Origin of the sequence: Pseudomonas sp. Irchel s3h9 (assembly GCF_900187475.1) — a bacterium.
Classification (GTDB): domain Bacteria; phylum Pseudomonadota; class Gammaproteobacteria; order Pseudomonadales; family Pseudomonadaceae; genus Aquipseudomonas; species Aquipseudomonas neuropathica.
In genome coordinates, this window is sequence record NZ_FYDH01000017.1 from 1 (window position 1) to 26,046 (window position 26,046).

Here is a 26,046-nt window from a genome sequence, read left to right on the forward strand (position 1 = left end):
CATCCCGAACTCAGCAGTGAAACGATGCATCGCCGATGGTAGTGTGGGGTTTCCCCATGTGAGAGTAGGTCATCGTCAAGATTAAATTCCGAAACCCCAATTGCGAAAGCAGTTGGGGTTTTGTTTTGCCCGCGGGAAAGTTTTCACAGGACAACGCTGTCCCAGCTGTCGCAAGAAATGGCCATTGGGGAAATTCCTTCTGAAATGACCGGGCAGTTTTTGGTATGGTGCAGCTCGTTTTTTTTAACGGACTGATGTCATGCCCACGGATCGGCACTCATTTATGTCAAAGAGTTGCTGTAGAAATGCCTGAACCCATCCCGATCAAAGACCACGAAAAAGAGACGCGCCTGGTCAACAAACGGTTGATCGCCTGCGCCTTGTTCGTTTTCGCCATCAGCTGCGCCCTTGTCGTGCGCCTGTACATCCTCCAGGTGGTGGAGTTCGACTACCATTCCACGATCTCCGAAAACAACCGCGTCCACGTATTGCCAATCCCGCCGACACGCGGCTTGATCTACGACCGCAACGGCGTCTTGCTCGCCGATAACCGCCCCAGTTTCAACCTGACCATCACCCGCGAGCGCGCCACCGACGTCAATCAAGAACTGGACGAGGTCATCAACCTCCTGCACTTGCCTGCAGAAGATCGTACAGTCTTCGATAAAGCCATGAAGCAGTCCCGTCACCCGTTTACGCCGGTGACGCTGTTCTATGAGCTGACGGAAGAGCAAATCGCTGTATTGGCCGTCAATGAGTTCCGCCTCCCGGGCCTCGATGTCGAACCCCAGTTCGTCCGGCATTACCCGCTCGGCGCGCATTTCGCCCACTCGATTGGCTACGTCGGGCGGATCAATGAAAAAGAGTCGAAGAGCCTCGACTCGGTCGAATATCGCGGTACGCAATCCATCGGCAAAACCGGCATCGAACGCTTCTACGAGGCGCAACTACACGGCCACGTCGGTTACGAAGAAGTGGAAACCAACGCTCAAGGTCGCGTACTCCGTGTGCTCAAACATACCGACCCGGTCCCGGGCCAGAACATCGTCCTGAGCCTCGATATCAAACTGCAGGAAGCCGCCGAAGCCGCTCTGGGTGATCGTCGTGGTTCAGTGGTAGCGCTCGATCCGTCGACGGGCGAGGTGTTGGCCATGGTTAGCAATCCGAGCTTCGATCCGAATCTATTCGTCACCGGTATCAGCTCCAAGGAATACTCGGCACTGCGAGATTCGATCGACAGGCCGCTGTTCAACCGTGTGCTGCGCGGGCTCTACGCACCGGGCTCGACGATCAAGCCAGAAGTGGCAATCGCCGGCCTCGACGCCGGGGTCGTAACACCGCAGACGCGCGTCTTTGACCCCGGTTATTACCAACTCCCGGACTTCGATCACAAGTACCGCAACTGGAACCACAGTGGCGACGGCTGGGTGGACATGGACGCGGCGATCATGCGTTCCAATGACACCTATTTCTACGATCTTGCGCACAAGCTCGGCATCGATCGCCTGCACGATTACATGGCAATGTTCGGCTTGGGTGAGAAGGTCTCGCTGGACATGTTTGAAGAGTCGCCCGGCCTGATGCCATCGCAAGCGTGGAAGCGCGCGACCCGCCGTCAGGCCTGGTTCCCGGGCGAAACGGTTATCCTTGGCATCGGCCAGGGCTACATGCAGGTCACGCCGCTGCAACTGGCTCAGGCCACGGCATTGATCGCCAACAAAGGTGTATGGAACCGGCCGCACCTGGCCAAGACCGTCGACGGTGTCGCTCCTGTCGACGAACATCCGATGCCGAACATCCTGCTCAAGGATCCGCGAGACTGGGAGCAGGTCAATCACGGTATGCAGATGGTAATGCACGATGCGCGAGGTATCGCGCGTGCGGCCGCGGCCGGTGCGCAATATCGCATCGCTGGCAAGAGTGGTACCGCGCAAGTGGTGGCGATCAAGCAGGGCGAGCGCTACAACCGCGAGAAAACCCTGGAGCGCCATCGTGATAACGCCTTGTTCGTCGGCTTCGCGCCGGCCGAGCATCCGAAGATTGCGATTTCGGTGATGATTGAGAACGGCGAGGCCGGTGGTCGTGTTGCCGGCCCTGTGGTGCGGCAGATCATGGACGCCTGGCTGCTTGATCAGGACGGCCATCTCAAGCCGCAATACGCTGCGCCGACGAAAGCGCCGGGTGACCCGCACGTTTAACCTTCAACAGTTCACAGTAGCGGCTCATGCAAGCTGAACCGCTACTGTGAACTGTCTTGCAAAGACTATTTGCAGCTGTAACCCTCGGGCATCGTGACGGTGTAGTTGCGCTGCACGCGATCCTCGAAGTTCAGGTTCTGCAAGCCTTGTTCCACCAGAAAGGCTTCAACCTTGGTGGATTGGCAGTCTTCGTTATAGGACGACGCGCGAAGCAGGTAGACCGGGCGCTTACTGACTTCGTCGCGGGCAGTGGCAACGAAGGTGCTGAGCGTGGTGTAACCGGTGCGCTCCGAGGTCCCTACCGGTCCATAGGTGGTGTTCGGTTTACTCGTACAGGTCAGTCGGTCGTCTTTTTTCTTTCTGGTCTTACACACCGTAGAGGTGCTGGTCGGCACTTGCCCATAGTCGGTGGCGGTATAGCGGTAAGTCACCTGTCGACTGCCAATATCGAGACTGACAGTCATTTTTATCGGCGCGTGGTTTTTCGGCAGACTGGCGTCGGTATAGACCTCCTGGAAACCCCTGTCTTTCAGCGCGTTAACCATGTCGCGAAGATAGTAGCGGGCATTAAGAGCGTTTTCGTCGCTGCCACTCGCAGACGTCACCAGCACAGTCGCCTTTCGGTCAAAATGATAGTCCGGATCGGGTGTCGCATTTAGCGCTACGTCCATTTGCGTGGCGCAGCCGCTGATCAACGCTGTCAGTAAAAACAGCGCGCAAAGTAAAAACCGGGTCATGACAAAGCCGCCTTACAAACTAAGGATTGAATAAGAGTTAAACGGTGTGGACTGGCGACAATTAACTTGCACGCCTGCGCAAGGCTCAGTCTTTCTGGTATTCCAGCAAATCGCCTGGCTGGCAATCGAGTGCTGCGCAGAGCTTGTCCAGGGTGGCCATCTTCACGCCCTTGACCTTGCCATTCTTCAGTAATGACAGATTGGCCTCGGTGATGCCCAGCAGGCTGGCCAACTCTTTCGAGCGAATTTTTTGCGTGGCCATGACAACGTCAAGGCGGACGATAATGGTCATTGTGTTGTTCTATATGTATTGGCTTTGCTCATCGCTGAGTACTTTTGCATCGCGCATGATAATTGAAAACAAACAGAGCAATACGCCTTTGACAATCTCGTAGGCAGAAGTGGAGGACAGGCCGATTGAGAACTGAAAAATACGATCCCCTGGCGGTAGATCAATAGACAGGGCCAAACCTTGCAATGTCTCTACCAGTGGGTAGGCGGCCGGAGAAATGATGCAAAGAATCCCCACTCGCCATAGCACCTTGATGTTGCGCTCGGTCCAGGTTTCGCCGCGGGACAAGCGCAGGAAAAACAACCCTGTCAGCCAGAGCACGTAGGTCGAAAGCAGGACGGGTAGGAAATCCAAAACGACAAGCAGCGCAGTGACCAGTGGCGAGAGCCATGTATCGGGAGCAAGCAGGGCACCTTCGACAAACGGGTCAAGTAATTGCGGCGAGTTTTCGGCGAAGGCGTAGAGCAGAGCTGCGAGCATTTCATCCGTTTGGAAGAACCAGATCGAAGCGTTGCCACCGACCTCGGTCACCCCTAAGACCCAGACAAGAATCGCTGCCAGTAGTCCGACCCAATGCATGCGCTGCAGTGCCAATCCGTTGTTACGAGTACTCATGAAAAATCCTTGCGGTGTCATTGGGAATGACTAATTCTCGATGTAAAATTATCGAATGGCAATAATAAATTGTTCTTGTTTTGTGAAGGACGTTGTTAGCATCGGACGCAGAGGCCATAGAATGAACCTCAGTTCAATCGATTTGCGGGGATTTCAATGTCGATAGACTCTCGAGTTCGAAGCAAGTCGAGAGCAGGGAGAGGCGCGACCCACGCGGTGAACGCTGATATCGATGACGGGTTCAGCGAATGATTGGAGCGGGGGGCATGCGCCACAAGCATGCTTCAGTCCCCGCTCTAACCGGTCTTACTTGATCTCGGTAATGAAGTTTTCCCGCGAGCGGCGAACCTTTTTCAAGTTGACCAACCAGTCTCCCTCAGTTGCTCTATGCCCTAGCGGCAGAATCACTACACCGCGCAAGTTGCGGGCCGTGAGTCCGAGGATTTCATCGATGGCTGCCGGGTCGAAACCTTCCATCGGTGTCGCGTCGACTTCTTCAAATGCCGCAGCGATCAGAGCCGAGCCAAGACTCTGCATTGGTCACTACGAGCAATTCAAAGGGCCGCAGTCCACTTGATGTCGGCGTTAGCCGTACCACCTCCAGAATGCGCTCGATTTTTTCATCGAACACCGTCCGGGAAGGGTCGTACTTTTTCGTTGCATAGCGCCATTTCAGCAGGTCTGTCAGTGTGCTCGTCATCAAATTCCGTAAAGGTGAAAGATGTTCTCCGCCCCCCACATTTGAAATGCGTTCCAATGTGGGAGCGAGCCTGCTCGCGAAGGATCCTCAAAGCCGCCGCAAAAAATCAGGCCCCAGGCACCGGGCAGCTCATGTCACCTTCTTCACACTTCAAATACTGTTTCAGCGACTCAACCCGCAGCTTGGTCACCCCTGTCAGACAACTGCTGTAAACCCATGGATAAACGCTCCCGCCAGTAACTCCCGACGATGAAAACTTGCACTCGGCATCCCGAAACCCGAGCCACGCCCGCTGCGCGCTGACCAACAGCTTCTTGCCATCCGGGTTGTCCTTCAAGCGCCCGATGATCTGTTGATACACGGTGTTCAACTCTTTGTCCGCCGCTTTGAAGTCTTGCCCGGCGCACTGATTCATCGTCGCTTGATCGCTGGCATTTGCACAGTCCACGGCGGCGTGGGCGAGGGGAGTGAACAGAAAGGGCGTGAGAGCCAGAAGCAGGCGTGGGGACATGGTCAAGTCTCGCTGTATCGAAGATAAGTGCCGAGCAGTGTAGCGGCTGCTTCGCACTTATTCAGGCAGGCGCATTCGGGAGGCGTCGAGCAAACGGTCGGCGATGGCCGCAATCTCTTCACCATCGTGCAGCCTTTCCAGCCAATGTGCAGGAATGCCCCGCACGCCGTAATAGGCGCCGGCCAACTGACCGGTGATCGCAGCGGTGGTATCGGCGTCATCCCCCAGGTTGGCCGCTCGCAAAATGGCCGCTTCGAAGCTGTCCGTCTGGTGAAAGCACCACAGCGCCGCTTCCAGGGACTGCACGCTGTAGCCATTGCCTCTGATGTCCGTCTCGGACAGAACGAGGTATTCGCCATGCGCAATGGCGGCGACCTTGGATTGCGAGAAGCTGGCGAAAGGCAACTGACGCAGTTCTGCTTTGCTTGCGCCTTCAAGCGCTCTGGCAATCAACCCGGCCAACAATTGGCAGCATTCGATGGCTTCAGGTGCTGCGTGGGTGGTTCGCGAACTGTCGGCGGCAAAGCTCTGGATTTTCCGGGCATCGGGAAAGTAGAACAGCACCACCGGCACCAGACGCATCAGCGAACCGTTGCCGGCGCTGCACGGGTCGGTCGAGCCGGCGAAGGGATCAGCGGTTTGTTGATACTGCGCGAGCGCCTGGCTGACGGTCATGCCGACATCGAAACATTCACCGGTCGAACTGAGGTAACCCCATTGCCACCAGTTGAGGTAGCGCCCCATCTGATCGGCAGCGTTGAATCCATTCTTGTTCAGCAGGCTTTCTGCCAGACAGAGGGCCATGGAAGTGTCATCGGTCCACTGCCCTGGCTTGAGGTGGAACGGGCCACCGCCGACCATATCGGTCAATGGTGGGAATGATCCCCGTGGTTTGAACTCAACCGTAGTACCGACAGCGTCGCCGCACGCAAGACCGAGCAGGGCTCCGCGGTAACGTTCAGCGAGGGATGGCGGCATGATTCGTCCTTGTAGATTCAAATTCGCTGGAGAAGGTAACAGTTTCGTTGGGCGGAGGGTGCCTGGATCCATCACAGCAACGGTCAAAAAGTGCAGCTTGATGTGTCTTTGCTGATGAATGACTGCACCGCCTTGATACAACTTCACATTGGACATGTGGTCATACAGGCCTAGTGTTCAAAACAGGAGGTGACGTATGAAACCAGTACCCAATAGTTTCGAACGCAAAATCACGCTCAAGGCGCCGCGTTCGCATGTCTGGCGTGCATTGGTCGATGCCGAGGCGTTTGGCCAGTGGTTTGGGGTGGCGCTGGAGGGCAGGCGTTTTATTGCCGGTGAATGGACGCAAGGGCAGGTCACGTATCCGGGTTATGAACACGTGTTGTGGAACGTGCTGATCGAGCGGGTCGAGCCGCAGCAGTTGTTTTCGTTTCGCTGGCATCCGTATGCGGTCAATCCGAAGATCGACTATTCACAGGAGCCGACTACGCTGGTCAGGTTCGAGCTGGAAGACTTCGAGAGCGGTACGTTGCTGAAAGTGTCCGAATCCGGCTTCGCGCACATTCCTGACATTCGCCAGAAAGAGGCGTATTACATGGACAGCCGTGGCTGGGAGGAGCAGTTGAGCCGGCTCGAACAGTTTCTTGCTGAGAGCGCCAAGGCCCGCGAGCGTGACGGTGGTTGAGACCTTCGAGTCTTGCCTGAACGACAGCGATAGCCGGCTATGTGCACGGTGGTGCTGGAAGCAGGCCTCAGGGCCGCTGAAAGTCGCTTAGATCGTGGCTTCCATGCTTTCTGCATGACACGGCTAAGGGTTTTCGGAAGGGTTGCTATGGCGAATGTCCTACACGCGCTGGTAGCTTTTACGACTATTGGCGATTGGATCCACCGCGTAATCTACACACATCAACTGAGACACAGGGAGTGTTTCAGGATCAAGGATGATCGACCATTTGCAAGGATCGCTGCCGACAGGGAGTCGATAATGGTCTTGGGAAAAACCCGCTTCGGCGGGTTTTTTTTCGCCTGTATGTAGGAGCTGCCGCAGGCTGCGATCTTTTGACTTTGGCTTTTAAAAGCAAGATCAAAAGATCGCAGCCTGCGGCAGCTCCTACTTTGGTTTGTGCGTTACGAGGCGATCAATTGGCGCAGGACGTAATGCAGAATCCCGCCCGACTTGAAGTACTCCACCTCATTCAACGTATCGATCCGGCACAACACCTCGATCTTCTCCTGGCGCCCGTCCTCACGGGTGATCAGCAGCGGCAGATTCATCCGCGGTATCAGCTCGACGCCGGTCAGACCCTGGATTTCAAAGGTTTCCTTGCCGGTGAGATTGAGGCTCTTGCGGTTCTGATCAAGCTTGAACTGCAGCGGCAATACGCCCATGCCCACCAGATTGGAACGGTGAATTCGCTCGAAGCTTTCCGCGATCACCGCTTTGACTCCCAGCAGATTGGTGCCTTTGGCCGCCCAGTCACGGCTGGACCCGGTGCCATATTCTTGCCCGGCAACCACCACCAGCGGCGTTCCCGAAGCCTGATACTTCATCGCCGCGTCGTAGATCGCCAGTTTTTCGCCGGTCGGAATGTAGATCGTGTTGCCACCTTCTTCACCGCCGAGCATTTCGTTGCGAATACGGATGTTGGCGAAGGTGCCGCGCATCATCACTTCATGATTGCCACGCCGTGAACCGTAAGAATTGAAGTCCCGTGGCTCCACGCCTTTTTCGCGCAAATAACGCCCGGCCGGGCTGTCGGCCTTGATGTTGCCGGCGGGGGAGATATGGTCGGTGGTCACCGAATCACCCAGCAGGGCCAGCACTCGTGCACCTTTGACATCCTTGATTTCAGGCAACGGGCCGGAAATGTCGTCGAAAAATGGCGGATGCTGGATGTAAGTCGAATCGTCCTGCCACACATACGTCGCCGCCTGCGGCACTTCGATGGCTTGCCACTGTTCATCACCGGCGAACACTTCGGCGTATTCCTTGTGGAACATTGCCGTACTGACCTGATTGACCGCGTCGGCGATCTCTTTGCTGGTCGGCCAGATATCGCGCAGGTACACCGGATTGCCTTGCTGATCTTCGCCCAGCGGTTCGCTGCTGATGTCGCTGCGCACGCTGCCGGCCAGGGCATAGGCGACCACCAGCGGCGGTGAGGCCAGCCAGTTGGTTTTCACCAATGGATGCACGCGGCCTTCGAAGTTGCGGTTGCCGGAGAGCACCGAAGCGACGGTGAGATCAGCTTTCTGGATGGCTTTCTCGATCGGTTCCGGCAGCGGCCCGGAGTTGCCGATGCAAGTGGTGCAGCCATAGCCGACCAGGGAAAAGCCGAGCTGATCTAGGTATTGCGTCAACCCCGCAGCCTTGTAGTAGTCGGTGACCACTTTCGAACCCGGTGCCAGCGAACTCTTCACCCAAGGTTTGCGGGTCAGGCCTTTCTCCACCGCTTTTTTCGCCAGGAGGCCGGCGGCCATCATCACGCTCGGGTTCGAGGTGTTGGTGCAGGACGTGATCGCGGCGATGACCACGGCGCCGTTTTTCAGGCGATAAGTGTGGCCTTCATATTCATATTCGGTTTCGCCGACCAGATCGGCATTGCCCACCGCGACGCCGCCACCGCCCTCACTTTCCAGACGTCCTTCTTCTTTACTGGTGGGTTTGAATTGCAGATCCATGAAGTCGCTGAACGCTTGTGCGACATTCGGTAGCGAAACGCGATCCTGCGGGCGTTTCGGCCCGGCGAGGCTGGCTTCGACGCTGCCCATGTCCAACGCCAGGCTGTCGGTGAACACCGGTTCCTGACCGGGTAGACGCCACAGGCCTTGAGCCTTGGTGTAGGCCTCGACCAGTTTCACCACTTCCGGTGGCCGGCCGGACAGGCGCAGGTATTCCAGCGTTACGTCGTCAACGGGGAAGAAGCCGCACGTCGCGCCATATTCCGGGGCCATGTTGGCGATGGTCGCGCGGTCGGCCAGCGGCAGGTCGGCGAGGCCGTCACCGTAGAACTCGACGAACTTGCCGACCACACCTTTCTTGCGCAGCATTTGCGTGACGGTCAGCACCAGGTCGGTAGCGGTGATGCCTTCCTTGAGCTTGCCGGTCAGTTTGAAACCGATCACTTCTGGAATCAGCATCGACACCGGTTGCCCGAGCATCGCCGCTTCCGCCTCAATCCCGCCGACGCCCCAGCCGAGCACGCCGAGACCATTGATCATGGTGGTGTGCGAGTCGGTGCCGACCAGCGTGTCGGGGAACGCGTAGGTGCGGCCGTCCTCATCCTTGGTCCACACCGTGCGGCCGAGGTATTCGAGGTTGACCTGGTGACAGATGCCGGTACCCGGCGGCACCACGCTGAAATTGTCGAAAGCGCTCTGGCCCCAACGCAGGAAGGCGTAACGTTCGCCATTGCGCTGCATTTCGATATCGACGTTCTGCTCGAACGCGCTGGCGGTGGCGAACTTGTCGACCATCACCGAGTGGTCGATCACCAGATCCACCGGCGACAACGGGTTGATTCGCTGCGGATCGCCACCGGCCTTGGCCATCGCCGCACGCATGGCGGCAAGGTCGACCACCGCGGGTACGCCGGTAAAGTCCTGCATCAATACCCGGGCAGGGCGGTACTGGATTTCGCGGTCGGAGCGGCGCTCCTTGAGCCAGGCGGCAAGCGCCTTGAGGTCGGCGCCGGTGACCGTTTTTTCATCTTCCCAGCGCAGCAGGTTTTCCAGCAGGACTTTCAGCGACATGGGCAGCTTGTCGAGGTCGCCCAAGCTTTTGGCGGCATCCGGCAAACTGAAATAGTGGTAGGTCTTGTCATCGATTTGCAGGGTTTTGAGCGTTTTCAGACTATCGAGGGACGGCATTACGATCACTCCTTTGAATCCGCACGGCTACGGATTGAGGGGACGAATAGAGCTTTAAACCTAGCCCTGTTTTAGGTAGCTGGCTAATAACTGGACTCTATGAGCGGAACCAAGGTTCCGACATCGGCTATCATGCGCCGGTTTTCGTGACAGGCTTTGCTTCAACGCAAGGCCTGAGCATCGCGCGGCGGCCGAATGATCGCCCGCTGCCCAGGAGTAAGAATGAACACCCTATTCATGCATTGCCGGCCAGGCTTCGAAGGCGAAGTCTGTTCGGAGATTTCCGACCTCGCCGCGCAACTCAACGTGGCCGGCTACGCCAAGGCCAAAGCGGCTACCGCCTGCGCCGAGTTTGTCTGCACCGAAGAAGACGGCGCCGAGCGCCTAATGCGCGGTCAGCGTTTCGCCGAATTGATCTTCCCGCGCCAATGGGCGCGTGGGGTTTTCATCGATTTGCCGGAAACCGACCGCATCAGCGTGATCCTTGCGCACATGGCCGAATTCCCGGTGTGCGGCAGCCTGTGGCTGGAAGTCGTCGACACCAACGACGGCAAGGAACTGTCGAATTTCTGCAAGAAATTCGAAGGCCCGCTGCGCAAGGCGCTGACCGGCGCCGGCAAACTGGTGGATGACGCCAGCAAACCGCGTCTGCTGCTGACCTTCAAGAGCGGTCGTGAAGTGTTTCTCGGCATGGCCGATGCTGGCAATTCGGCGATGTGGCCGATGGGCATTCCGCGTCTGAAGTTCCCGCGTGAAGCACCGAGCCGTTCGACGCTGAAGCTGGAAGAGGCCTGGCACCACTTTATCCCGCGTGATCAGTGGGAAGATCGCCTGCACAGCGACATGACCGGCGTTGACCTCGGCGCCGCGCCGGGCGGCTGGACCTGGCAACTGGTCAATCGCGGCATGCTGGTGACCGCGATCGACAACGGCCCGATGGCTGAAAGTCTGATGGATACCGGACTGGTTCAGCATTTGATGGCAGACGGTTTCACCTTCAAGCCCAAGCAACCGGTGGACTGGATGGTCTGCGACATCGTCGAGAAGCCGGCGCGCAATGCCGCGATGCTGGAAGAGTGGATCGGCGAAGGGCATTGCCGCGAGGCGGTGGTCAACCTGAAGTTGCCGATGAAGCAGCGTTACGCCGAGGTGAAGCGTTTGCTCGAACGCATTGCCGATGGTTTCAAGGCACGCGGGATCAAGGTCGATATCGGCTGCAAACAGCTGTATCACGACCGCGAAGAAGTGACCTGCCATTTGCGCCGTCACGACACCAAGAAAGCCAAATCCCGCTGAAACACTGCAAAACCCCTGTAGTAGCTGTCGCAGGCTGCGATCTTTTGATCTTAAAAAGCAAAGATCGCAGCCTTCGACAGCTCCTACATAGGGTGTGGCGTAACGCCATAGATGACCGAATACCCGGCAATGCGCGACAATGCCGGCCAGTTTCAGGAGTGAATCATGAGTGAAATGATCGATACCCCGGTCGATGGCACCCTCGACGCCACCGGTCTCAATTGCCCGGAGCCGGTGATGATGCTGCACCAGCACATCCGTGACCTGGTGCCCGGCGGCCTGCTCAAAGTGATCGCCACCGACCCGTCGACCAAACGCGATATCCCCAAGTTCTGCGTGTTTCTCGACCATGAACTGGTGAGCCAGCACGAAGACGCCGGTACATATCTGTACTGGATCCGCAAAAAGTCCTGATCAAAGGCAAAAAAAAGACCTGCATCTGCAGGTCTTTTTTATGGGCGATCAACCCGCCGAGCGACTGATCCGAATACGCTTGCGCGCACTGCGCGTCAGGCGAATCGACAGCATCAACGCCGCACAGCTCAAGCCCACGATCAAACCCTGCCACAAACCGCTCGGGCCGCGTGGTTCGCCGAGCCAGTCGGTCAGACCGAGGGCATAGCCCACCGGCAAACCAATGCCCCAATAGGCGAACAGGGTCAGGATCATGGTCACGCGCGTGTCCTGATAGCCACGCAGCGCGCCGGCGGCGGTGACCTGGATCGCGTCGGAAAACTGGAACAGTGCCGAGTACACAATCAGCATCGCCGCGATGTGAATCACTGTCGGGTCAGCGGTGTAGATCGCCGCAATCGGCTCGCGCAGCAACAGCATCATGCTCGCCGACAGGCAGGCGTACGCCAGCGCGGTGCCCATGCCGACACCAGCGGCAAAACGCGCTTCGCGTGGTTCTTCGCGGCCCAGTGCCTGACCGACGCGCACGGTCACCGCCATGCCCAGCGAATACGGAATCATGAACACCAGCGAACTGACGTTGAGGGCAATCTGGTGCCCGGCCACCACGGTGGCGCCAAGACTGCCGATCAGCAGGGCGATCACGGCAAAAATGCTCGACTCGGCAAACACGGCGATACCGATAGGCAGACCAATCGCCAGCAGACGCCTGATCACTGTCCATTGTGGCCAGTCGAAACGGCTGAATATTTCGCTCGAACGATAGGCCGGTGCCCAGCGCTCATAACCGGCCAGCCCCAGCGCCATCACCCACATCACGATGGCCGTGGCCCAACCGCAACCGACGCCGCCCATCGCCGGCACACCGAAATGGCCATAGATGAAGATGTAGTTCAGCGGAATGTTCAGCGCTAGACCGCACAGGCCCAGCACCATGGCAGGACGCGTACGGCCGATGCCGTCACTGGTGCAGCGCAGCACGTGATAGAACGCCACTGCCGGCAGACCACTGGCGATGCCGTGCAGGTATTGCATGCACGGGCCGATCAGCTCTGGATCGACTTTCATCAGGTGCAGTACCGGCTCGGCGGCCACCAGCATCGCGGTGGCGATCAGTCCGACCACCAGCGCCAGCCACAGCGCCTGACGCACGAGCGGGCCGATTTCGCTGTGGGTGCCAGCGCCGAAACGCTGGGCGACTTTCGGCGTGGTTGCCAGCAGAGTGCCGGTCATCAGCAGAAACACCGGCACCCAGATCGAGTTGCCCAGCGCCACCGCTGCCAGATCCTTTGGCCCGACGCGGCCAGCCATCACCGCGTCGACGAAGCCCATGGCCGTAGTCGCCAGTTGCGCGATGATGATCGGCAATGCCAGGGCGAGCAGGTTCTTGAACTCCAGGCGAATCCGCGCGGGGCGAGTGAGGGAGACGGCGACAGGTTGATCAGTTACAGAATTCACGGGAAAAACGTCCACAGCTGTTGATGCGCAAGGCGCCGCATTCTACGCCGCTGACGCCTTGGTCAGGAAAAATCCTCTGTTGCGGATTTGTAAGCGCAAAGCCCGCTGGCCCGGCGACCGATCTGCACCTAAACTGCCGATCCGCCTAAGGAGCCCGCCATGCTGATTGTTGCCGACGAAAATATCCCGCTGCTCGATGCCTTTTTTGCCGGTTTCGGCGAGATCCGCCGGGTGCCGGGCCGTTCCATCGACCGTGCGACGGTCGCGCAGGCCGACGTGTTACTCGTGCGCTCGGTGACCAACGTCAACCGCACGTTGCTTGAGGGCAGCAAGGTGCGCTTTGTCGGTACCTGCACGATCGGCACCGATCATCTGGATCTCGACTACTTCAATGAGGCCGGCATCACCTGGTCGAGTGCACCCGGCTGCAATGCCCGAGGCGTGGTCGATTATGTGCTGGGCAGTCTGATGACCCTCGCCGAAATCGAAGGTGTCGATCTCACTCAGCGGACTTATGGTGTCGTCGGCGCCGGTGAGGTGGGAGGGCGCCTGATCAAGGTTCTAAAAGAGTTGGGCTGGAATGTCAAAGTCTGCGATCCGCCGCGTCAGGCTGCCGAGGGCGGCGATTACGTGAGCCTTGAGCAAATCATTGAGCAGTGTGACGTAATCAGTCTGCACACACCGCTGACACGCAGCGGCGTTGGTGCGACTTGGCATCTGTTCGATCAGCAGCGTCTGCAGCAGCTCAAGCCCGGTGCATGGCTGATCAACGCGGCGCGTGGTCCGGTGGTGGATAACGCCGCGCTGCGCGAAGTGCTGCTGGAGCGTGAAGACCTGCAAGCCGTTCTTGATGTCTGGGAGGCCGAGCCTGAGGTTGATGTTGCATTGGCCGAACTTTGCGTACTGGCCACTCCGCACATTGCCGGTTACAGCCTTGATGGCAAACAGCGCGGAACGGCGCAGATCTATCAGGCTTACTGCCAATTCATCGGCCAGCCAGCAAGCATTCAACTCAGTGAGCTGCTACCGGCGCCGTGGTTGTCGCAAGTGACCTTGCATGGCGACAGCGATCCGGCCTGGGCGCTGGCGATGTTGTGTCGTGGCGTGTACGACCCGCGCCGCGATGATGCGGATTTTCGCCGCAGCCTCGTAGGTAATGTCGGCGAGCAGCGGGCGGCGTTCGATGTGTTGCGTAAACAGTATCCGGTGCGGCGCGAGATTGAAGGGCTGAAGGTGCGGATTGAAGGGGATTCGCCGGTGTTGGCGAAGATAGTCGCGGCACTGGGTGCGGTGACTGTCTAGAAACCGGGTTGGCCCCTTCGCGAGCAGGCTCGCTCCCACATGGATCTCGCACTCACTGACGATCTCCTGTGGGAGCGAGCCTGCTCGCGAAGGTCGCGCCAAAAGTCCCCGGATCTGCAGGCAGAAAAAACCCGGCCAAAGGGGCCGGGTCAGGAAGACGGTGGCTATATCACTCTTGTTCGGCAGGCTTGACCAATCGCTTCTCCAGCTCGCTGCAGGCTTGCTGGATCATCTCTTCAGTGATCGGTACTTCACGCCCATCCTTATCCAGTATTGAGCAACCCAGAGATTGGCCGGGCTTGGTGCGGATCACTTCAATCTTGTCATCGCTGCTGTGTTGCAAGGACATGGCCTGTCTCCTCATCAGGTTGTATACCCAGATTAAAGCCGCCACGTGACCAGGCTGTGACAGCGCCTTTCGATCCGTCATGAGCGGCCATTCCAGTCCAACAGAAATGACCGTTCGTCTCAACCTTGACGTTAGACCGATAGCAACTATGGCCTAGTCTTTGGGGGCATATTTAACCTGACTCATTGTGATTTACAGAGTTCCACCCCAAAGAAGGTTTACGCTAGCCCTTTCATCAACACGGATGTACACCTGAATGACCCCGAAGCTTTCTTCACGACACCGTCGCGCGCTGCGTCTGACCAGTCGATTTCTGGCCCCTTACCGCTGGCAGGTCATCGCTGCGCTGCTGGCGTTGATCGTTACGGCCGCCGTCACGTTGTCGATGGGGCAGGGGATCAAGCTGTTGGTCGACCGGGGCTTCATGACTCAGTCGCCGCATCAGCTCAACCAGAGCATCGGCATCTTCATGTTGATGGTGCTGGGTTTGGCGGTCGGCACGTTCGCGCGGTTTTACTGGGTGTCGTGGATCGGCGAGCGTTGCGTGGCCGATATTCGCCGTGAGGTGTTCAATCACCTGGTCTATCTGCATCCCGGCTTCTACGAGAACAACCGCAGTTCGGAGATCCAGTCGCGACTGACCGCTGACACGACGCTGCTGCAATCGGTGATCGGCTCGTCGCTGTCGATGTTCCTGCGCAACCTGCTGATGGTGATTGGCGGTGTCATCCTGCTGTTCGTGACCAACGCAAAACTCACCAGCATTGTGGTGATCGCCTTGCCGTTCGTGGTCGCGCCGATCCTGATTTTCGGCCGACGCGTACGCAATCTGTCGCGATTGAGCCAGGACCGCGTCGCCGATATCGGCAGCTATGTGTCGGAAACCCTCGGCCAGATCAAAACCGTGCAGGCCTACAACCACCAGATTCAGGACGAGCGACGTTTTGCGACGACGGTCGAGGACGCGTTCGACACGGCGCGCAAACGCATCTTTCAGCGCTCGTGGATGATCACCATGGTGATCGTGCTGGTGCTCGGCGCCGTGGCGGTGATGTTGTGGGTCGGAGGCATGGACGTAATCGCCGGGCGCATCACCGGGGGCGAACTGGCGGCGTTTGTCTTTTACAGCCTGATCGTCGGCAGTGCGATTGGCACGTTGAGTGAGGTGATCGGCGAACTGCAGCGCGCGGCCGGGGCCGCCGAACGTATCGCTGAACTGCTGGGTTCGGAAAACATCATCCAGCCGCCCGTTACCGGGCTGGTGACCTTGCCGGAGCGCGTGCGGGGTGAATTGCAATTGCAGGACGTGCGTTTTTCCTACCCTTCGCGTCCGGAAAGCTACGCCGTCAACGGTTTGAATCTGACCATTCGCGCTGGCGAGACACTAGCGCTGGTGGGGCCGTCCGGCGCTGGCAAGTCCACCGTGTACGACTTGCTGTTGCGTTTTTATGATCCGCTGGAAGGGCAGATCCTGATTGATGGCGTGCCTTTGACCAGCCTCGATCCGCTGGACCTGCGCCGTCACTTCGCCCTGGTATCACAATCGCCGGCGCTGTTTTTCGGCAGTGTTGAAGAGAATATTCGTTACGGCAATCCCGGGGCGACGCTGGAGCAGGTCAAGGACGCTGCGAAAATTGCTCATGCCCACGACTTCATCGAGAAAATGCCCAACGGTTACCAGACCCATCTCGGCGATGGTGGCCTCGGTCTTTCCGGTGGCCAGCGTCAGCGTCTGGCCATTGCCCGGGCGTTGCTGGTCGACGCACCGATCCTGCTGCTGGACGAAGCCACCAGCGCCCTTGATGCGCAGAGCGAACACCTGATTCAGGAAGCCCTGCCGAGCCTGATGCAAAACCGCACCACGCTGGTGATCGCGCATCGACTGGCCACGGTGAAAAACGCTGACCGGATTGCGGTAATGGATCAGGGCAAGCTTGTGGCCATTGGCACCCATCAGGAACTGATTGCCAGCAATCCGCTGTATGCGCGGTTGGCAGCGTTGCAGTTCAATGATGGCAAGAGCGCGTCAACGAATCCTGTCACCGATCCTGCCATTCACTAAATAGCCGCTCAGGTTGTGCCCATAAAAAATGCCCGTATCTCGCGATACGGGCATTTTTCGTTAGTTGGCGTCAGTCAGGTGATCACTGATCGTCGAAGTAGCGCTCATGCCAGTCCACCAGCGGCTGCGGCGAGTTGAGCTTCTGGCCGTAGATCACCGAGTACGACAGCACGTTCTGCACATACTGACGGGTTTCGTCGAACGGAATGCTTTCGACCCACACGTCGAAGCTCAGGTGATCGGCGCCGCGCAGCCATTGGCGCACGCGACCAGGACCTGCGTTGTAGGCGGCGGAGGCGAGGACGCGGTTGCCGTTGAACTGACTGTGCACCTGGCTCAGATACGCGGCGCCGAGCTGGATGTTCTTGTCCGGGTCCAGCACTTGCTGCGGCGAGGCCAGCGGAATGCTGAATTTGCGCGCGGTTTCCTTGGCGGTGCCGGGCATCAATTGCATCAGGCCACTGGCCCCGACACCGGAGCGTGCGTCGTCCATGAACGCGCTTTCCTGGCGGGTAATGGCAAACACCCAGCTCGAATGCAGGCCACGTACCTTGGCTTCACGCACGAGCGTTTCGCGGTGGGCCATCGGGAAGCGGATATCCAGATCGTCCCAGTACTGCGCCTGACTGATGGTGCGGATCGCCGGGAAATACCATTTCAAGTCGTAAGCGAGTTTCGCCTGGGCAACCATTTCATCGCGATTGAAATGGCGGCTGACGTGATACCACTCGCGACGACCGTCGACGATTTGCCCACGGGCATGGAATTCCAGCGCGCGGCGTACGCCCGGCGTGTTGCGCACCTTGTTGATCAGCGCCTGGCTGAGGACCAATGGCTTGTTGTTCAGCGAGTACGGCGATTGCGAGCGGTCGGCGGCGAGGAAACCGTAGAAGTCACGTTCGCGCGCAAGGTTTTTGTACAGGGTCTGCGCTTCCGGGTTCTGCGGCTGGGCCAGTTCCAGACTACGCGCCTGCCAGTAGCGCCAGCGGTTGGTGGTGGCCAGATCCTGCGGCAGACGGCGGGTCAACTGGTAGGCGTCGTCCCAGCGGGCCAGACGCAGCAACAGGCGCAAGCGCCATTCCGAGACGGTGTTGTCGCGCAGCTCCGGGTCGTATTTGGTCATCACGTCCAGCGCGCGGCTGTCGAAACGACGGGCAAGGGTCAGGCCGATTTCCCGGGCAATCGCGACTTTTTCATCGCGGGAGAAATGCATGCTGCTGGCGTAACCGTCGAGCAACGCCATGGCCTTGTCCGGATCCTGACGGGCCAGTCGGCGCAAGCCGAGGCTGACCACGTCGGACATCGGTTCATCGGCCGGGGTGAAGCGCGAAGGCTGATTGAGCAACTCCGGTTTTTGCGCCACATCCACCAGCAAACGACCGCGCGGGGCGAGGGTGGTCAGGCCGTTGACCAGACTGTTGGCCAATGGATAGTTGCGGGCCTGAGCGGCAAGTTTGGTGCGCTCCCAGCGTTTCTGTTCAGTGAGCTGGCCATCGGCTGCCCAGATGCCGAACAGCGCGTCACACGCGGCGGGTTGGGATTTGCCAGTCAGCCAGAGCTTTTCAGCATTGGCGTACCCCTCGGCCTTATGGTTGCTGCTGATCTGGTACTGCGCATTCAGGCAGTCCAGTTCAGTGAAGTTGAGTTTCGGGTCGTAATACTTGACGAAGGTGGCCCAGTCGCCACGGTCGGCGAGCCAGCGCAACCAGCGCAATTTCATCCAGTTGGCCTGGGGCAGGTCACCGTGTTCGGCGAGGAACTTTTCGATTTCCGCGTTGCTCGCGGTTTTCAGCCGCGCGGTCAGTTCGTCGTAGGCCAGGTACGGTTCCAGCGGGTAATCGGCCAACGCCTGGCTGTAGCGAAAGTACGGGCCGGTATCACCCTTGGCCAGGGCGCGCTTGGCTTCATCGTAATACTGGCGTTGGGTGGACAGGTCCACCGCCTGGGCGGATTGAGCGGCAGCGGCGGTAAGTAGCAAACAGGACAAGACACTGAAAAGGCGACTGCGCATGAGACATCCGGGCAGAGAAATCATGACAAGTGCCGACCTCGGTCAGCACTGAATTGTCTGTAGCTTAGCCTTTTGCCAGCAAGCGGCGAAAGCTTTGCGGGCCTCGCAGCACAAGTTCGCAACAAATGTTGTGCAGAGTGCTTCGACAGACAAATTGCCGGCCTGCTGAAGCCCTAACTCAGGTAGAATGCGCGCCCGGTTTTTGGAGAAGCTCATGACCCTGCTCAAATTCAGCGATGTGTCCCTTGCGTTCGGCGCTATGCCGTTGTTGGACAAGGTGTCCTGGCAGATCGCCCGTGGTGAGCGGGTGTGCATCATCGGCCGCAACGGCACTGGCAAGTCCAGCATGATGAAACTGGTCAAGGGCGACCAGAAGCCCGATGAAGGCTCGGTGTGGCGTGCCCCCGGTCTGAAAATCGGCGAATTGCCGCAAGAATTGCCGGTGGCCGACGATCGGACGGTGTTCGACGTAGTCGCTGAAGGCCTTGATGGCGTGGGCGCGTTGCTCGCCGAATACCATCACCTTGCGCAGAACTGCGTCACTGAAGAAGACCTGAACAAGCTGATGCACGTTCAGCAAGACCTCGAAGCCCGTGATGGCTGGCGCTTGCAGACTCTGGTCGAGAGCACTTTGAGCCGTCTGCAACTGCCGGCCGACAAGACCCTCGCCCAGTTATCCGGCGGCTGGCGTCGTCGCGTGCTGCTGGCGCAGGCGCTGGTGTCCGAGCCGGATCTGCTGCTGCTCGACGAACCGACCAACCACCTGGACATCGGTGCGATTGCCTGGCTCGAAGAAGCCCTGAAAGATTTCCAGGGCGCCGTGCTGTTCATCACGCACGACCGTTCCTTCCTGCAAAACCTCGCCACGCGCATCCTCGAACTGGATCGCGGCGGCCTGATCGACTGGAACGGCGACTACGCCAGTTTCCTTGTGCACAAAGAAGCCGCGCTGGCCGCCGAAGAAACCGCCAACGCGCTGTTCGACAAGAAACTGGCCCAGGAAGAAGTCTGGATCCGCCAGGGCATCAAGGCTCGCCGCACCCGCAACGAGGGCCGCGTCCGCGCCCTGAAAGCTTTGCGCGTGGAGCGTAGCGAGCGTCGTGAGCGCACCGGCAAGGCCAACATTCAGCTGGACACTGCCGACAAGTCCGGCAAGCAGGTGATGGTCCTCGAGAACGTGAGTTTCGCTCACCCGGGCGGCCCGTTCCTGATCAAGGATTTCTCGATGGTGCTGACACGCGGCGACCGTATCGGTCTGCTTGGCGCCAACGGCACTGGCAAGACCACCCTGCTGAAACTCATGCTTAGCGGTCTGCAACCGACCAGCGGCAAAGTGGAAGAGGGCACGCGGATCGACGTGGCCTACTTCGACCAGTTGCGTCATCAACTGGATCTGGAAAAAACCGTGATCGACAACGTCGCCGAAGGTCGCGACTTCATCGATATCGACGGCCAGAGCCGTCACGTGCTGAGCTACCTCGGCGATTTCCTGTTCAGCCCACAGCGTGCCCGCACGCCGGTCAAGGCGCTGTCGGGTGGTGAGCGTGCGCGTCTGTTGCTGGCCAAGTTGTTCAGCAAGCCGGCGAACCTGCTGGTTCTCGACGAACCGACCAACGACCTCGACGTGGAAACCCTCGAACTGCTCGAAGAGGTGCTGCTGACCTTCAACGGCACCGTGCTGATGGTCAGCCACGACCGTGCATTCCTCGACAACGTGGTCACCAGCACCCTGGTCTTCGAAGGCGAAGGCAAGGTGCGTGAATACGTCGGTGGCTATCAGGACTGGATTCGTCAGGGCGGCTCGCCGCGGCTGTTGGGCGTGACTGAAAGCAAATCGGGCAAGGCTGACCTGAATTCGGCGGTAGTCACCGCTGAGCCTGCTGTGGTTGCTGCGCCTGCCGCTGCTGCCCCGGTTGCCAAGAAAAAGCTGAGCTACAAGCTGCAGCGCGAGCTGGAAGCGTTGCCGGGCGATATCGACGCCAAGGAACAGCAGATCGCCGCAGTGGAGGCCGAGATGGCTGAAGGCGGTTTCTATCAGCGTCCACCGGCTGAAACAGCCAAGGTGATTGCCTCGCTGGAGCAGTTGCAGGCTGAACTGGACGCGTTGATGGAGCGTTGGGCCGAGCTGGATGCCTGATTGATCCGGATGTGAAAAAGCCCGGCGTTCAGTGATGAACGCCGGGCTTTTCATATGCGGGTGGAGACCCAATGGGGGAGCGAGCCTGCTCGCGAATGCGGTGTGTCAGGCGGCATTAATGCTGAATGTGCCGACGCCTTCGCGAGCAGGCTCGCTCCCACAATGATCAGTGTTTCAACGTTTGACCAGGTGGACGGCGAGGACGTCGCATGGCGCGCCGTGCAGTACGTCGTTCGCGGTCGAGCCGAGCAACAGCGCCAGACCATGACGGCCATGGCTGCCGACCACGATCAGATCGCACGTGTTTTCCTTGGCGAAATGATGGATTTCCTGGCGTGGCTGGCCATAGGTCAGGTGGCAGTTGGCGCCCTCAAGCTCTGAGTATTTGGCTTTCAAACGCTCCAGGCGCTCCTTGGCCTGATCGAACTGCTGTTGTTGCAGTTGTGACAGATCCATCGGCACGTCGCCGCCGAAGGCCATGGCCATCGGCTCAACGATATGCACGAGCGAAAGCTTGGCGCCATTGCTCACCGATAGCTCGCGGGCGCGGTGAATCACAGGGTCGCACTCTTCGGTCAGATCTACGGCGACCAGAATGTGGTGGTAGGGCATGAGGTGCTCCTCGTGAGGTTTCAATATTGTTAAGTATGGCTGGTTTCAAGCGCATTGGTTCCAAAGTGACACAATGCGCTCACCAAGAATTGGGAATAGAGATATGACGGTCTGGTTGGTGGTGTCAATCCTGCTGGTGGTTTTGAGTCCGTTGGCGTGGTTGCGCCCATCGCGCGCGCAAAGCGGTCGCATCGCCTTGCGCATGGAGGCGCGGCGCATGGGTCTGGCCATGCAACTGGCGCCTCAGGAATGGCCGCACTGGCTGGCGCAAGAGCCGCCGAATCCGTGTGCGCAGTATCATCGGCCGCGTCGTGGCAAGTCGCCTGCCTGCTGGACTTACTGGCAAAAATCGCCGGGTGTGTGGGTCAATCAATGGCAGGAAGTTTGCGAAGATCGGGCGCTGCTCAATCATTTCGAAAAGTTGCCCGGCAACGTTTTCAAAGTCGAAGCAGACAAGCAGATGATCGCCTTGTACTGGGGCGAGAAGGGCGAAGCGTCGGTGTTGCAGGACATCGACACCACTCTGAAAGCACTGGCGTGACGCGCGGACTTTTCCCACTGCAACGGTGGGGAACGTCCGGCAGACGCGCAATAAAAAGCCCGACATGATTCATCGGGCAGGGTGGCCAGGCAGGCCGGAAACCTTTTTTGATGCTGACTTGGTCGGTACATCTCTCTGTAGTCCACCCAGCGTAGCCCTTTAAACTCGGGCTGCTGCGAATTAGGGCGACTTTTCTAACTATTGATTCTATGAATGGCTTCACATGCAGACGCGTGTTGCGGGTCTTCGTCTTACAGAAATGACCGCAAAGTCGCATTTCAACCCGTATTTTGGGCGATTGACAATTGTCGGAAATTCCGTGAAGGTGACGTACCCAAATCAAACGGGCGTATGAATTGAGCGTTTGTCTTACAGACTGCTCCTACAGAATCCCGACTATCGCGTTGGCGGGTGTGCCGGGTGGATTGGCGTTAGCATCGACGAAAAAGCGTCCTGCCGAGCCATTCGCCTGCGTCCGACGTGTACTGTTCAGCTTCCATATCGTGGAGATCAGTTGATGATTTACGAAGGTAAAGCCATCACGGTTAAAGCTCTTGAAAGTGGCATCGTCGAATTGAAATTCGACCTCAAGGGTGAGTCCGTCAACAAGTTCAACCGTCTAACCCTGAACGAACTGCGTCAGGCCGTAGACACCATCAAGGCAGATGCTTCGATCAAGGGCGTGATCGTCAGCAGTGGCAAGGACGTGTTCATCGTCGGCGCCGACATCACCGAATTTGTCGATAACTTCAAGCTGCCGGATGCCGAGCTGGTTGCTGGCAATCTCGAAGCCAACAAGATCTTCAGCGATTTCGAAGACCTCAACGTCCCAACCGTAGTGGCCATCAATGGCATCGCCCTGGGTGGTGGTCTGGAAATGTGCCTGGCGGCTGACTATCGCGTCATGTCGACCAAAGCCAAGATCGGCCTGCCGGAAGTCAAGCTGGGCATCTACCCAGGCTTCGGTGGCACCGTGCGTCTGCCGCGCTTGATCGGTGTCGATAACGCCATCGAGTGGATTGCCTCCGGCAAGGAAAACCGCCCTGAAGACGCCCTGAAAGTCAGTGCCGTCGACGCCGTGGTTGCTCCTGAAAAACTGCAGGAAGCTGCCCTTGAACTGATCAAGCGCGCCATCTCCGGCGAGTTCGATTTCAAGGGCAAGCGTCAGCCGAAACTTGAAAAACTCAAGCTGAACGCTATTGAACAGATGATGGCTTTCGAAACCGCCAAAGGTTTCGTCGCCGGTCAGGCTGGCCCGAACTACCCAGCGCCGGTTGAAGCGATCAAGACCATCCAGAAAGCCGCGAACTTCGGTCGTGACAAGGCGCTGGAAGTCGAAGCCGCCGGCTTCGTCAAACTGGCCAAGACCTCTGCCGCGCAGAGCTTGATCGGTCTGTTCCTGAACGATCAGGAGCTGAAGAAAAAGGCCAAGGCCTACGACGAAATCGCCAAAGACGTGAAGCAGGCCGCTGTACTCGGCGCCGGCATCATGGGTGGCGGTATCGCCTATCAGTCGGCCTCCAAAGGTACGCCGATCCTGATGAAGGACATCAACGAGCACGGTATCGAGCAGGGTCTGGCCGAAGCCGCCAAGCTGCTGGTTGGCCGCGTTGATAAAGGTCGCATGACCGCTGCGAAAATGGCTGAAGTGCTCAATGGCATTCGTCCGACCCTGTCCTACGGCGACTTCGGTCACGTGGATCTGGTTGTCGAAGCTGTCGTCGAGAACCCTAAGGTCAAGCAAGCCGTACTGGCTGAAGTCGAAGGTCAGGTCAAAGAGGACACCATCCTCGCGTCCAACACCTCGACCATTTCCATCAGCCTGCTGGCCAAGGCCCTCAAGCGTCCGGAAAACTTCGTCGGCATGCACTTCTTCAACCCGGTGCACATGATGCCGCTGGTGGAAGTGATCCGTGGCGAGAAGTCCAGCGAGCTGGCTGTTGCCACCACCGTTGCCTACGCCAAGAAAATGGGCAAGAACCCGATCGTCGTCAACGACTGCCCGGGCTTCCTGGTCAACCGCGTACTGTTCCCGTACTTCGGTGGTTTCGCCAAGCTGGTCAGCGCCGGTGTCGACTTCGTCCGTATCGACAAGGTCATGGAAAAATTCGGCTGGCCGATGGGCCCGGCGTACCTGATGGACGTGGTCGGCATCGACACCGGTCACCATGGTCGTGACGTGATGGCTGAAGGTTTCCCGGATCGCATGAAGGATGACCGTCGTTCGGCCATCGACGTGCTGTACGAAGCCAAGCGCCTGGGCCAGAAGAACGGCAAGGGCTTCTACGCCTACGAGGCCGACAAGAAAGGCAAGCAGAAGAAAGTCGCCGATCCATCGGTGCTGGAAGTGCTCAAGCCGATCGTTTACGAGCAGCGTGAAGTCACTGACGAAGACATCATCAACTGGATGATGATCCCGCTGTGCCTGGAAACCGTGCGTTGCCTGGAAGACGGCATCGTTGAAACCGCCGCCGAAGCCGACATGGGTCTGGTCTACGGTATCGGTTTCCCTCCATTCCGTGGCGGTGCACTGCGCTACATCGACTCGATCGGTGTTGCCGAGTTCGTTGCCCTGGCTGACCAGTACGCTGATTTGGGCGCGCTGTACCACCCGACCGCGAAGCTGCGCGAAATGGCCAAAAACGGCCAGAGCTTCTTCGGTTAAGCGCCCCCAACTAGAGTGAGAGTGAACTTATGAGCTTGAATCCTAGAGACGTCGTGATTGTCGACTTCGGTCGTACTCCGATGGGCCGCTCCAAGGGCGGCATGCACCGCAACACCCGCGCCGAAGACATGTCGGCGCACCTGATCAGCAAGTTGCTGGAACGCAACGCCAAGGTCGATCCTGCAGAAGTCGAGGACGTGATCTGGGGCTGCGTCAACCAGACCCTGGAGCAGGGCTGGAACATCGCGCGCATGGCTTCGCTGATGACCCAGATCCCGCACACCTCGGCCGGTCAGACTGTTAGCCGTCTGTGCGGCTCGTCGATGAGTGCGCTGCACACCGCTGCGCAAGCGATCATGACCGGCAACGGTGACGTGTTCGTGGTCGGCGGCGTCGAGCATATGGGCCACGTGAGCATGATGCACGGTGTCGATCCGAACCCGCACATGTCGCTGTACGCGGCGAAAGCCTCGGGCATGATGGGCCTGACCGCTGAAATGCTCGGCAAAATGCACGGCATCACTCGCGAACAACAGGACGCTTTCGGCGTGCGATCCCACCAGTTGGCCCACAAGGCCACCGTGGAAGGCAAGTTCAAAGACGAAATAATCCCGATGCAGGGCTATGACGAGAACGGTTTCCTGAAACTGTTCGACTACGACGAAACCATTCGTCCGGAAACCACCCTGGAAAGTCTGGCGGCCCTCAAGCCTGCCTTCAATCCAAAGGGCGGCACCGTGACTGCCGGTACTTCGTCGCAGATCACCGATGGTGCTTCGTGCATGATCGTGATGTCGGCGCAGCGTGCGCAGGACCTGGGTATCCAGCCAATGGCGGTTATCCGTTCGATGGCAGTGGCGGGTGTGGATCCGGCAATCATGGGCTATGGTCCAGTTCCGGCGACACAAAAAGCCCTGAAGCGTGCGGGCCTTGGCATCAACGATATCGACTTCTTCGAGCTCAACGAAGCTTTCGCCGCACAGGCCCTGCCAGTGCTGAAAGATCTGAAAGTACTCGACAAGATGAACGAGAAGGTTAACCTGCACGGCGGCGCGATCGCCCTGGGTCACCCGTTCGGTTGCTCCGGTGCCCGTATTTCCGGCACTTTGCTGAACGTGATGAAGCAGAATAGCGGCACCTTCGGGGTGGCCACTATGTGCATTGGTCTCGGCCAAGGCATCTCCACCGTCTTCGAACGCGTTTAAGCGTCTCGTCGATGGAAGCCGGGGCCAAGTGCCCCGGTTTTTGTTTTTGTGGATTTATTTTGTTTTTATTTTTGAAAAAATTTGAGTGAGGGC

At 58.5% G+C, this 26,046-nt stretch carries 22 protein-coding genes; 10 read left to right on the forward strand and 12 right to left on the reverse strand.

Features of this window, described 5'->3' with window-relative positions:
- The first annotated feature begins 305 nt into the window (after window positions 1–305).
- Window positions 306–2,198, forward strand: coding sequence for a penicillin-binding protein 2 (gene mrdA, locus CKW26_RS24350; protein ID WP_034156458.1), 1,893 nt, complete (start codon window positions 306–308; stop codon window positions 2,196–2,198).
- Between the two features lie 65 nt (window positions 2,199–2,263).
- On the opposite strand, the gene CKW26_RS24355 is transcribed toward mrdA, so the two are convergent.
- The 7 genes from CKW26_RS24355 to CKW26_RS24380 all read right to left on the reverse strand — a co-directional run bounded on the left by CKW26_RS24355 (window position 2,264) and on the right by CKW26_RS24380 (window position 6,031).
- Window positions 2,264–2,935, reverse strand: coding sequence for a hypothetical protein (locus CKW26_RS24355; protein ID WP_095050452.1), 672 nt, complete (start codon window positions 2,933–2,935; stop codon window positions 2,264–2,266).
- Window positions 2,936–3,020: 85 nt separating this feature from the next.
- Window positions 3,021–3,227, reverse strand: coding sequence for a helix-turn-helix transcriptional regulator (locus CKW26_RS24360; RefSeq protein WP_007910409.1), 207 nt, complete (start codon window positions 3,225–3,227; stop codon window positions 3,021–3,023).
- A gap of 9 nt (window positions 3,228–3,236) precedes the next feature.
- On the reverse strand, window positions 3,237–3,842 hold the full coding sequence (locus tag CKW26_RS24365; RefSeq protein ID WP_095050453.1) for a hypothetical protein: 606 nt from the start codon (window positions 3,840–3,842) through the stop codon (window positions 3,237–3,239).
- Between the two features lie 306 nt (window positions 3,843–4,148).
- Window positions 4,149–4,379 (reverse strand): hypothetical protein, encoded by a 231-nt coding sequence (locus CKW26_RS30315; protein WP_256579960.1) that lies wholly within the window; start codon window positions 4,377–4,379, stop codon window positions 4,149–4,151.
- On the reverse strand, window positions 4,339–4,542 hold the full coding sequence (locus tag CKW26_RS30320; RefSeq protein ID WP_245397992.1) for a nitroreductase family protein: 204 nt from the start codon (window positions 4,540–4,542) through the stop codon (window positions 4,339–4,341). The genes CKW26_RS30315 and CKW26_RS30320 overlap by 41 nt, the downstream gene beginning before the upstream one ends.
- Before the next feature lie 106 nt (window positions 4,543–4,648).
- Window positions 4,649–5,053 (reverse strand): lysozyme inhibitor LprI family protein, encoded by a 405-nt coding sequence (locus CKW26_RS24375; RefSeq protein ID WP_093433626.1) that lies wholly within the window; start codon window positions 5,051–5,053, stop codon window positions 4,649–4,651.
- Window positions 5,054–5,110: 57 nt separating this feature from the next.
- On the reverse strand, window positions 5,111–6,031 hold the full coding sequence (locus CKW26_RS24380; RefSeq protein ID WP_095050454.1) for an ADP-ribosylglycohydrolase family protein: 921 nt from the start codon (window positions 6,029–6,031) through the stop codon (window positions 5,111–5,113).
- A gap of 196 nt (window positions 6,032–6,227) precedes the next feature.
- Between CKW26_RS24380 and CKW26_RS24385 the strand changes: the two genes are divergently transcribed.
- On the forward strand, window positions 6,228–6,716 hold the full coding sequence (locus CKW26_RS24385; RefSeq protein ID WP_093433632.1) for an SRPBCC family protein: 489 nt from the start codon (window positions 6,228–6,230) through the stop codon (window positions 6,714–6,716).
- A 443-nt stretch (window positions 6,717–7,159) separates the two neighbouring features.
- Here the strand turns inward: CKW26_RS24385 and acnA are convergent, their stop codons facing one another.
- A complete protein-coding gene (acnA, locus tag CKW26_RS24395) occupies window positions 7,160–9,901 on the reverse strand; it encodes an aconitate hydratase AcnA (RefSeq protein ID WP_095050456.1) in 2,742 nt (913 codons plus the stop codon).
- Window positions 9,902–10,123: 222 nt separating this feature from the next.
- Between acnA and rlmM the strand changes: the two genes are divergently transcribed.
- Both rlmM and tusA read left to right on the forward strand, forming a co-directional pair.
- Window positions 10,124–11,197, forward strand: a complete 1,074-nt coding sequence (rlmM, locus tag CKW26_RS24400; RefSeq protein WP_095050457.1) for a 23S rRNA (cytidine(2498)-2'-O)-methyltransferase RlmM — start codon at window positions 10,124–10,126, stop codon at window positions 11,195–11,197.
- Window positions 11,198–11,362: 165 nt separating this feature from the next.
- Window positions 11,363–11,611 carry a sulfurtransferase TusA gene (gene tusA / locus CKW26_RS24405; RefSeq protein WP_095050458.1) on the forward strand — a complete coding sequence of 83 codons (249 nt, stop codon included), beginning with the start codon at window positions 11,363–11,365 and terminating at the stop codon, window positions 11,609–11,611.
- A 48-nt stretch (window positions 11,612–11,659) separates the two neighbouring features.
- On the opposite strand, the gene CKW26_RS24410 is transcribed toward tusA, so the two are convergent.
- Window positions 11,660–13,069, reverse strand: coding sequence for an MATE family efflux transporter (locus tag CKW26_RS24410; protein ID WP_038369407.1), 1,410 nt, complete (start codon window positions 13,067–13,069; stop codon window positions 11,660–11,662).
- A gap of 159 nt (window positions 13,070–13,228) precedes the next feature.
- Between CKW26_RS24410 and pdxB the strand changes: the two genes are divergently transcribed.
- Window positions 13,229–14,371 carry a 4-phosphoerythronate dehydrogenase PdxB gene (pdxB, locus tag CKW26_RS24415; protein WP_095050459.1) on the forward strand — a complete coding sequence of 381 codons (1,143 nt, stop codon included), beginning with the start codon at window positions 13,229–13,231 and terminating at the stop codon, window positions 14,369–14,371.
- 169 nt (window positions 14,372–14,540) lie between these two features.
- On the opposite strand, the gene CKW26_RS24420 is transcribed toward pdxB, so the two are convergent.
- Window positions 14,541–14,720 (reverse strand): PA1571 family protein, encoded by a 180-nt coding sequence (locus tag CKW26_RS24420; RefSeq protein WP_016983726.1) that lies wholly within the window; start codon window positions 14,718–14,720, stop codon window positions 14,541–14,543.
- Window positions 14,721–14,976: 256 nt separating this feature from the next.
- Here CKW26_RS24420 and CKW26_RS24425 point away from each other — a divergent pair, with 256 nt between their 5' ends.
- Window positions 14,977–16,782 (forward strand): ABC transporter transmembrane domain-containing protein, encoded by a 1,806-nt coding sequence (locus CKW26_RS24425; RefSeq protein ID WP_095050460.1) that lies wholly within the window; start codon window positions 14,977–14,979, stop codon window positions 16,780–16,782.
- An 82-nt stretch (window positions 16,783–16,864) separates the two neighbouring features.
- On the opposite strand, the gene CKW26_RS24430 is transcribed toward CKW26_RS24425, so the two are convergent.
- Complete coding sequence (locus CKW26_RS24430; RefSeq protein ID WP_095050461.1) at window positions 16,865–18,793, reverse strand: transglycosylase SLT domain-containing protein; 1,929 nt, start codon at window positions 18,791–18,793, stop codon at window positions 16,865–16,867.
- A 214-nt stretch (window positions 18,794–19,007) separates the two neighbouring features.
- Here CKW26_RS24430 and CKW26_RS24435 point away from each other — a divergent pair, with 214 nt between their 5' ends.
- Complete coding sequence (locus CKW26_RS24435) at window positions 19,008–20,930, forward strand: ATP-binding cassette domain-containing protein (protein WP_095050462.1); 1,923 nt, start codon at window positions 19,008–19,010, stop codon at window positions 20,928–20,930.
- Between the two features lie 174 nt (window positions 20,931–21,104).
- Here CKW26_RS24435 and CKW26_RS24440 read toward each other — a convergent pair whose 3' ends face one another.
- Window positions 21,105–21,542 carry a universal stress protein gene (locus CKW26_RS24440; protein ID WP_095050463.1) on the reverse strand — a complete coding sequence of 146 codons (438 nt, stop codon included), beginning with the start codon at window positions 21,540–21,542 and terminating at the stop codon, window positions 21,105–21,107.
- Window positions 21,543–21,645: 103 nt separating this feature from the next.
- Between CKW26_RS24440 and CKW26_RS24445 the strand changes: the two genes are divergently transcribed.
- The 3 genes from CKW26_RS24445 (at window position 21,646) to fadA (ending at window position 25,953) form a co-directional block, all read left to right on the forward strand.
- Window positions 21,646–22,083, forward strand: a complete 438-nt coding sequence (locus tag CKW26_RS24445) for a hypothetical protein (RefSeq protein ID WP_095050464.1) — start codon at window positions 21,646–21,648, stop codon at window positions 22,081–22,083.
- A gap of 517 nt (window positions 22,084–22,600) precedes the next feature.
- Window positions 22,601–24,748, forward strand: coding sequence for a fatty acid oxidation complex subunit alpha FadB (gene fadB / locus CKW26_RS24455; RefSeq protein ID WP_095050465.1), 2,148 nt, complete (start codon window positions 22,601–22,603; stop codon window positions 24,746–24,748).
- A gap of 29 nt (window positions 24,749–24,777) precedes the next feature.
- A complete protein-coding gene (gene fadA, locus CKW26_RS24460) occupies window positions 24,778–25,953 on the forward strand; it encodes an acetyl-CoA C-acyltransferase FadA (RefSeq protein WP_007910465.1) in 1,176 nt (391 codons plus the stop codon).
- The last annotated feature ends 93 nt before the right edge of the window (window positions 25,954–26,046 follow it).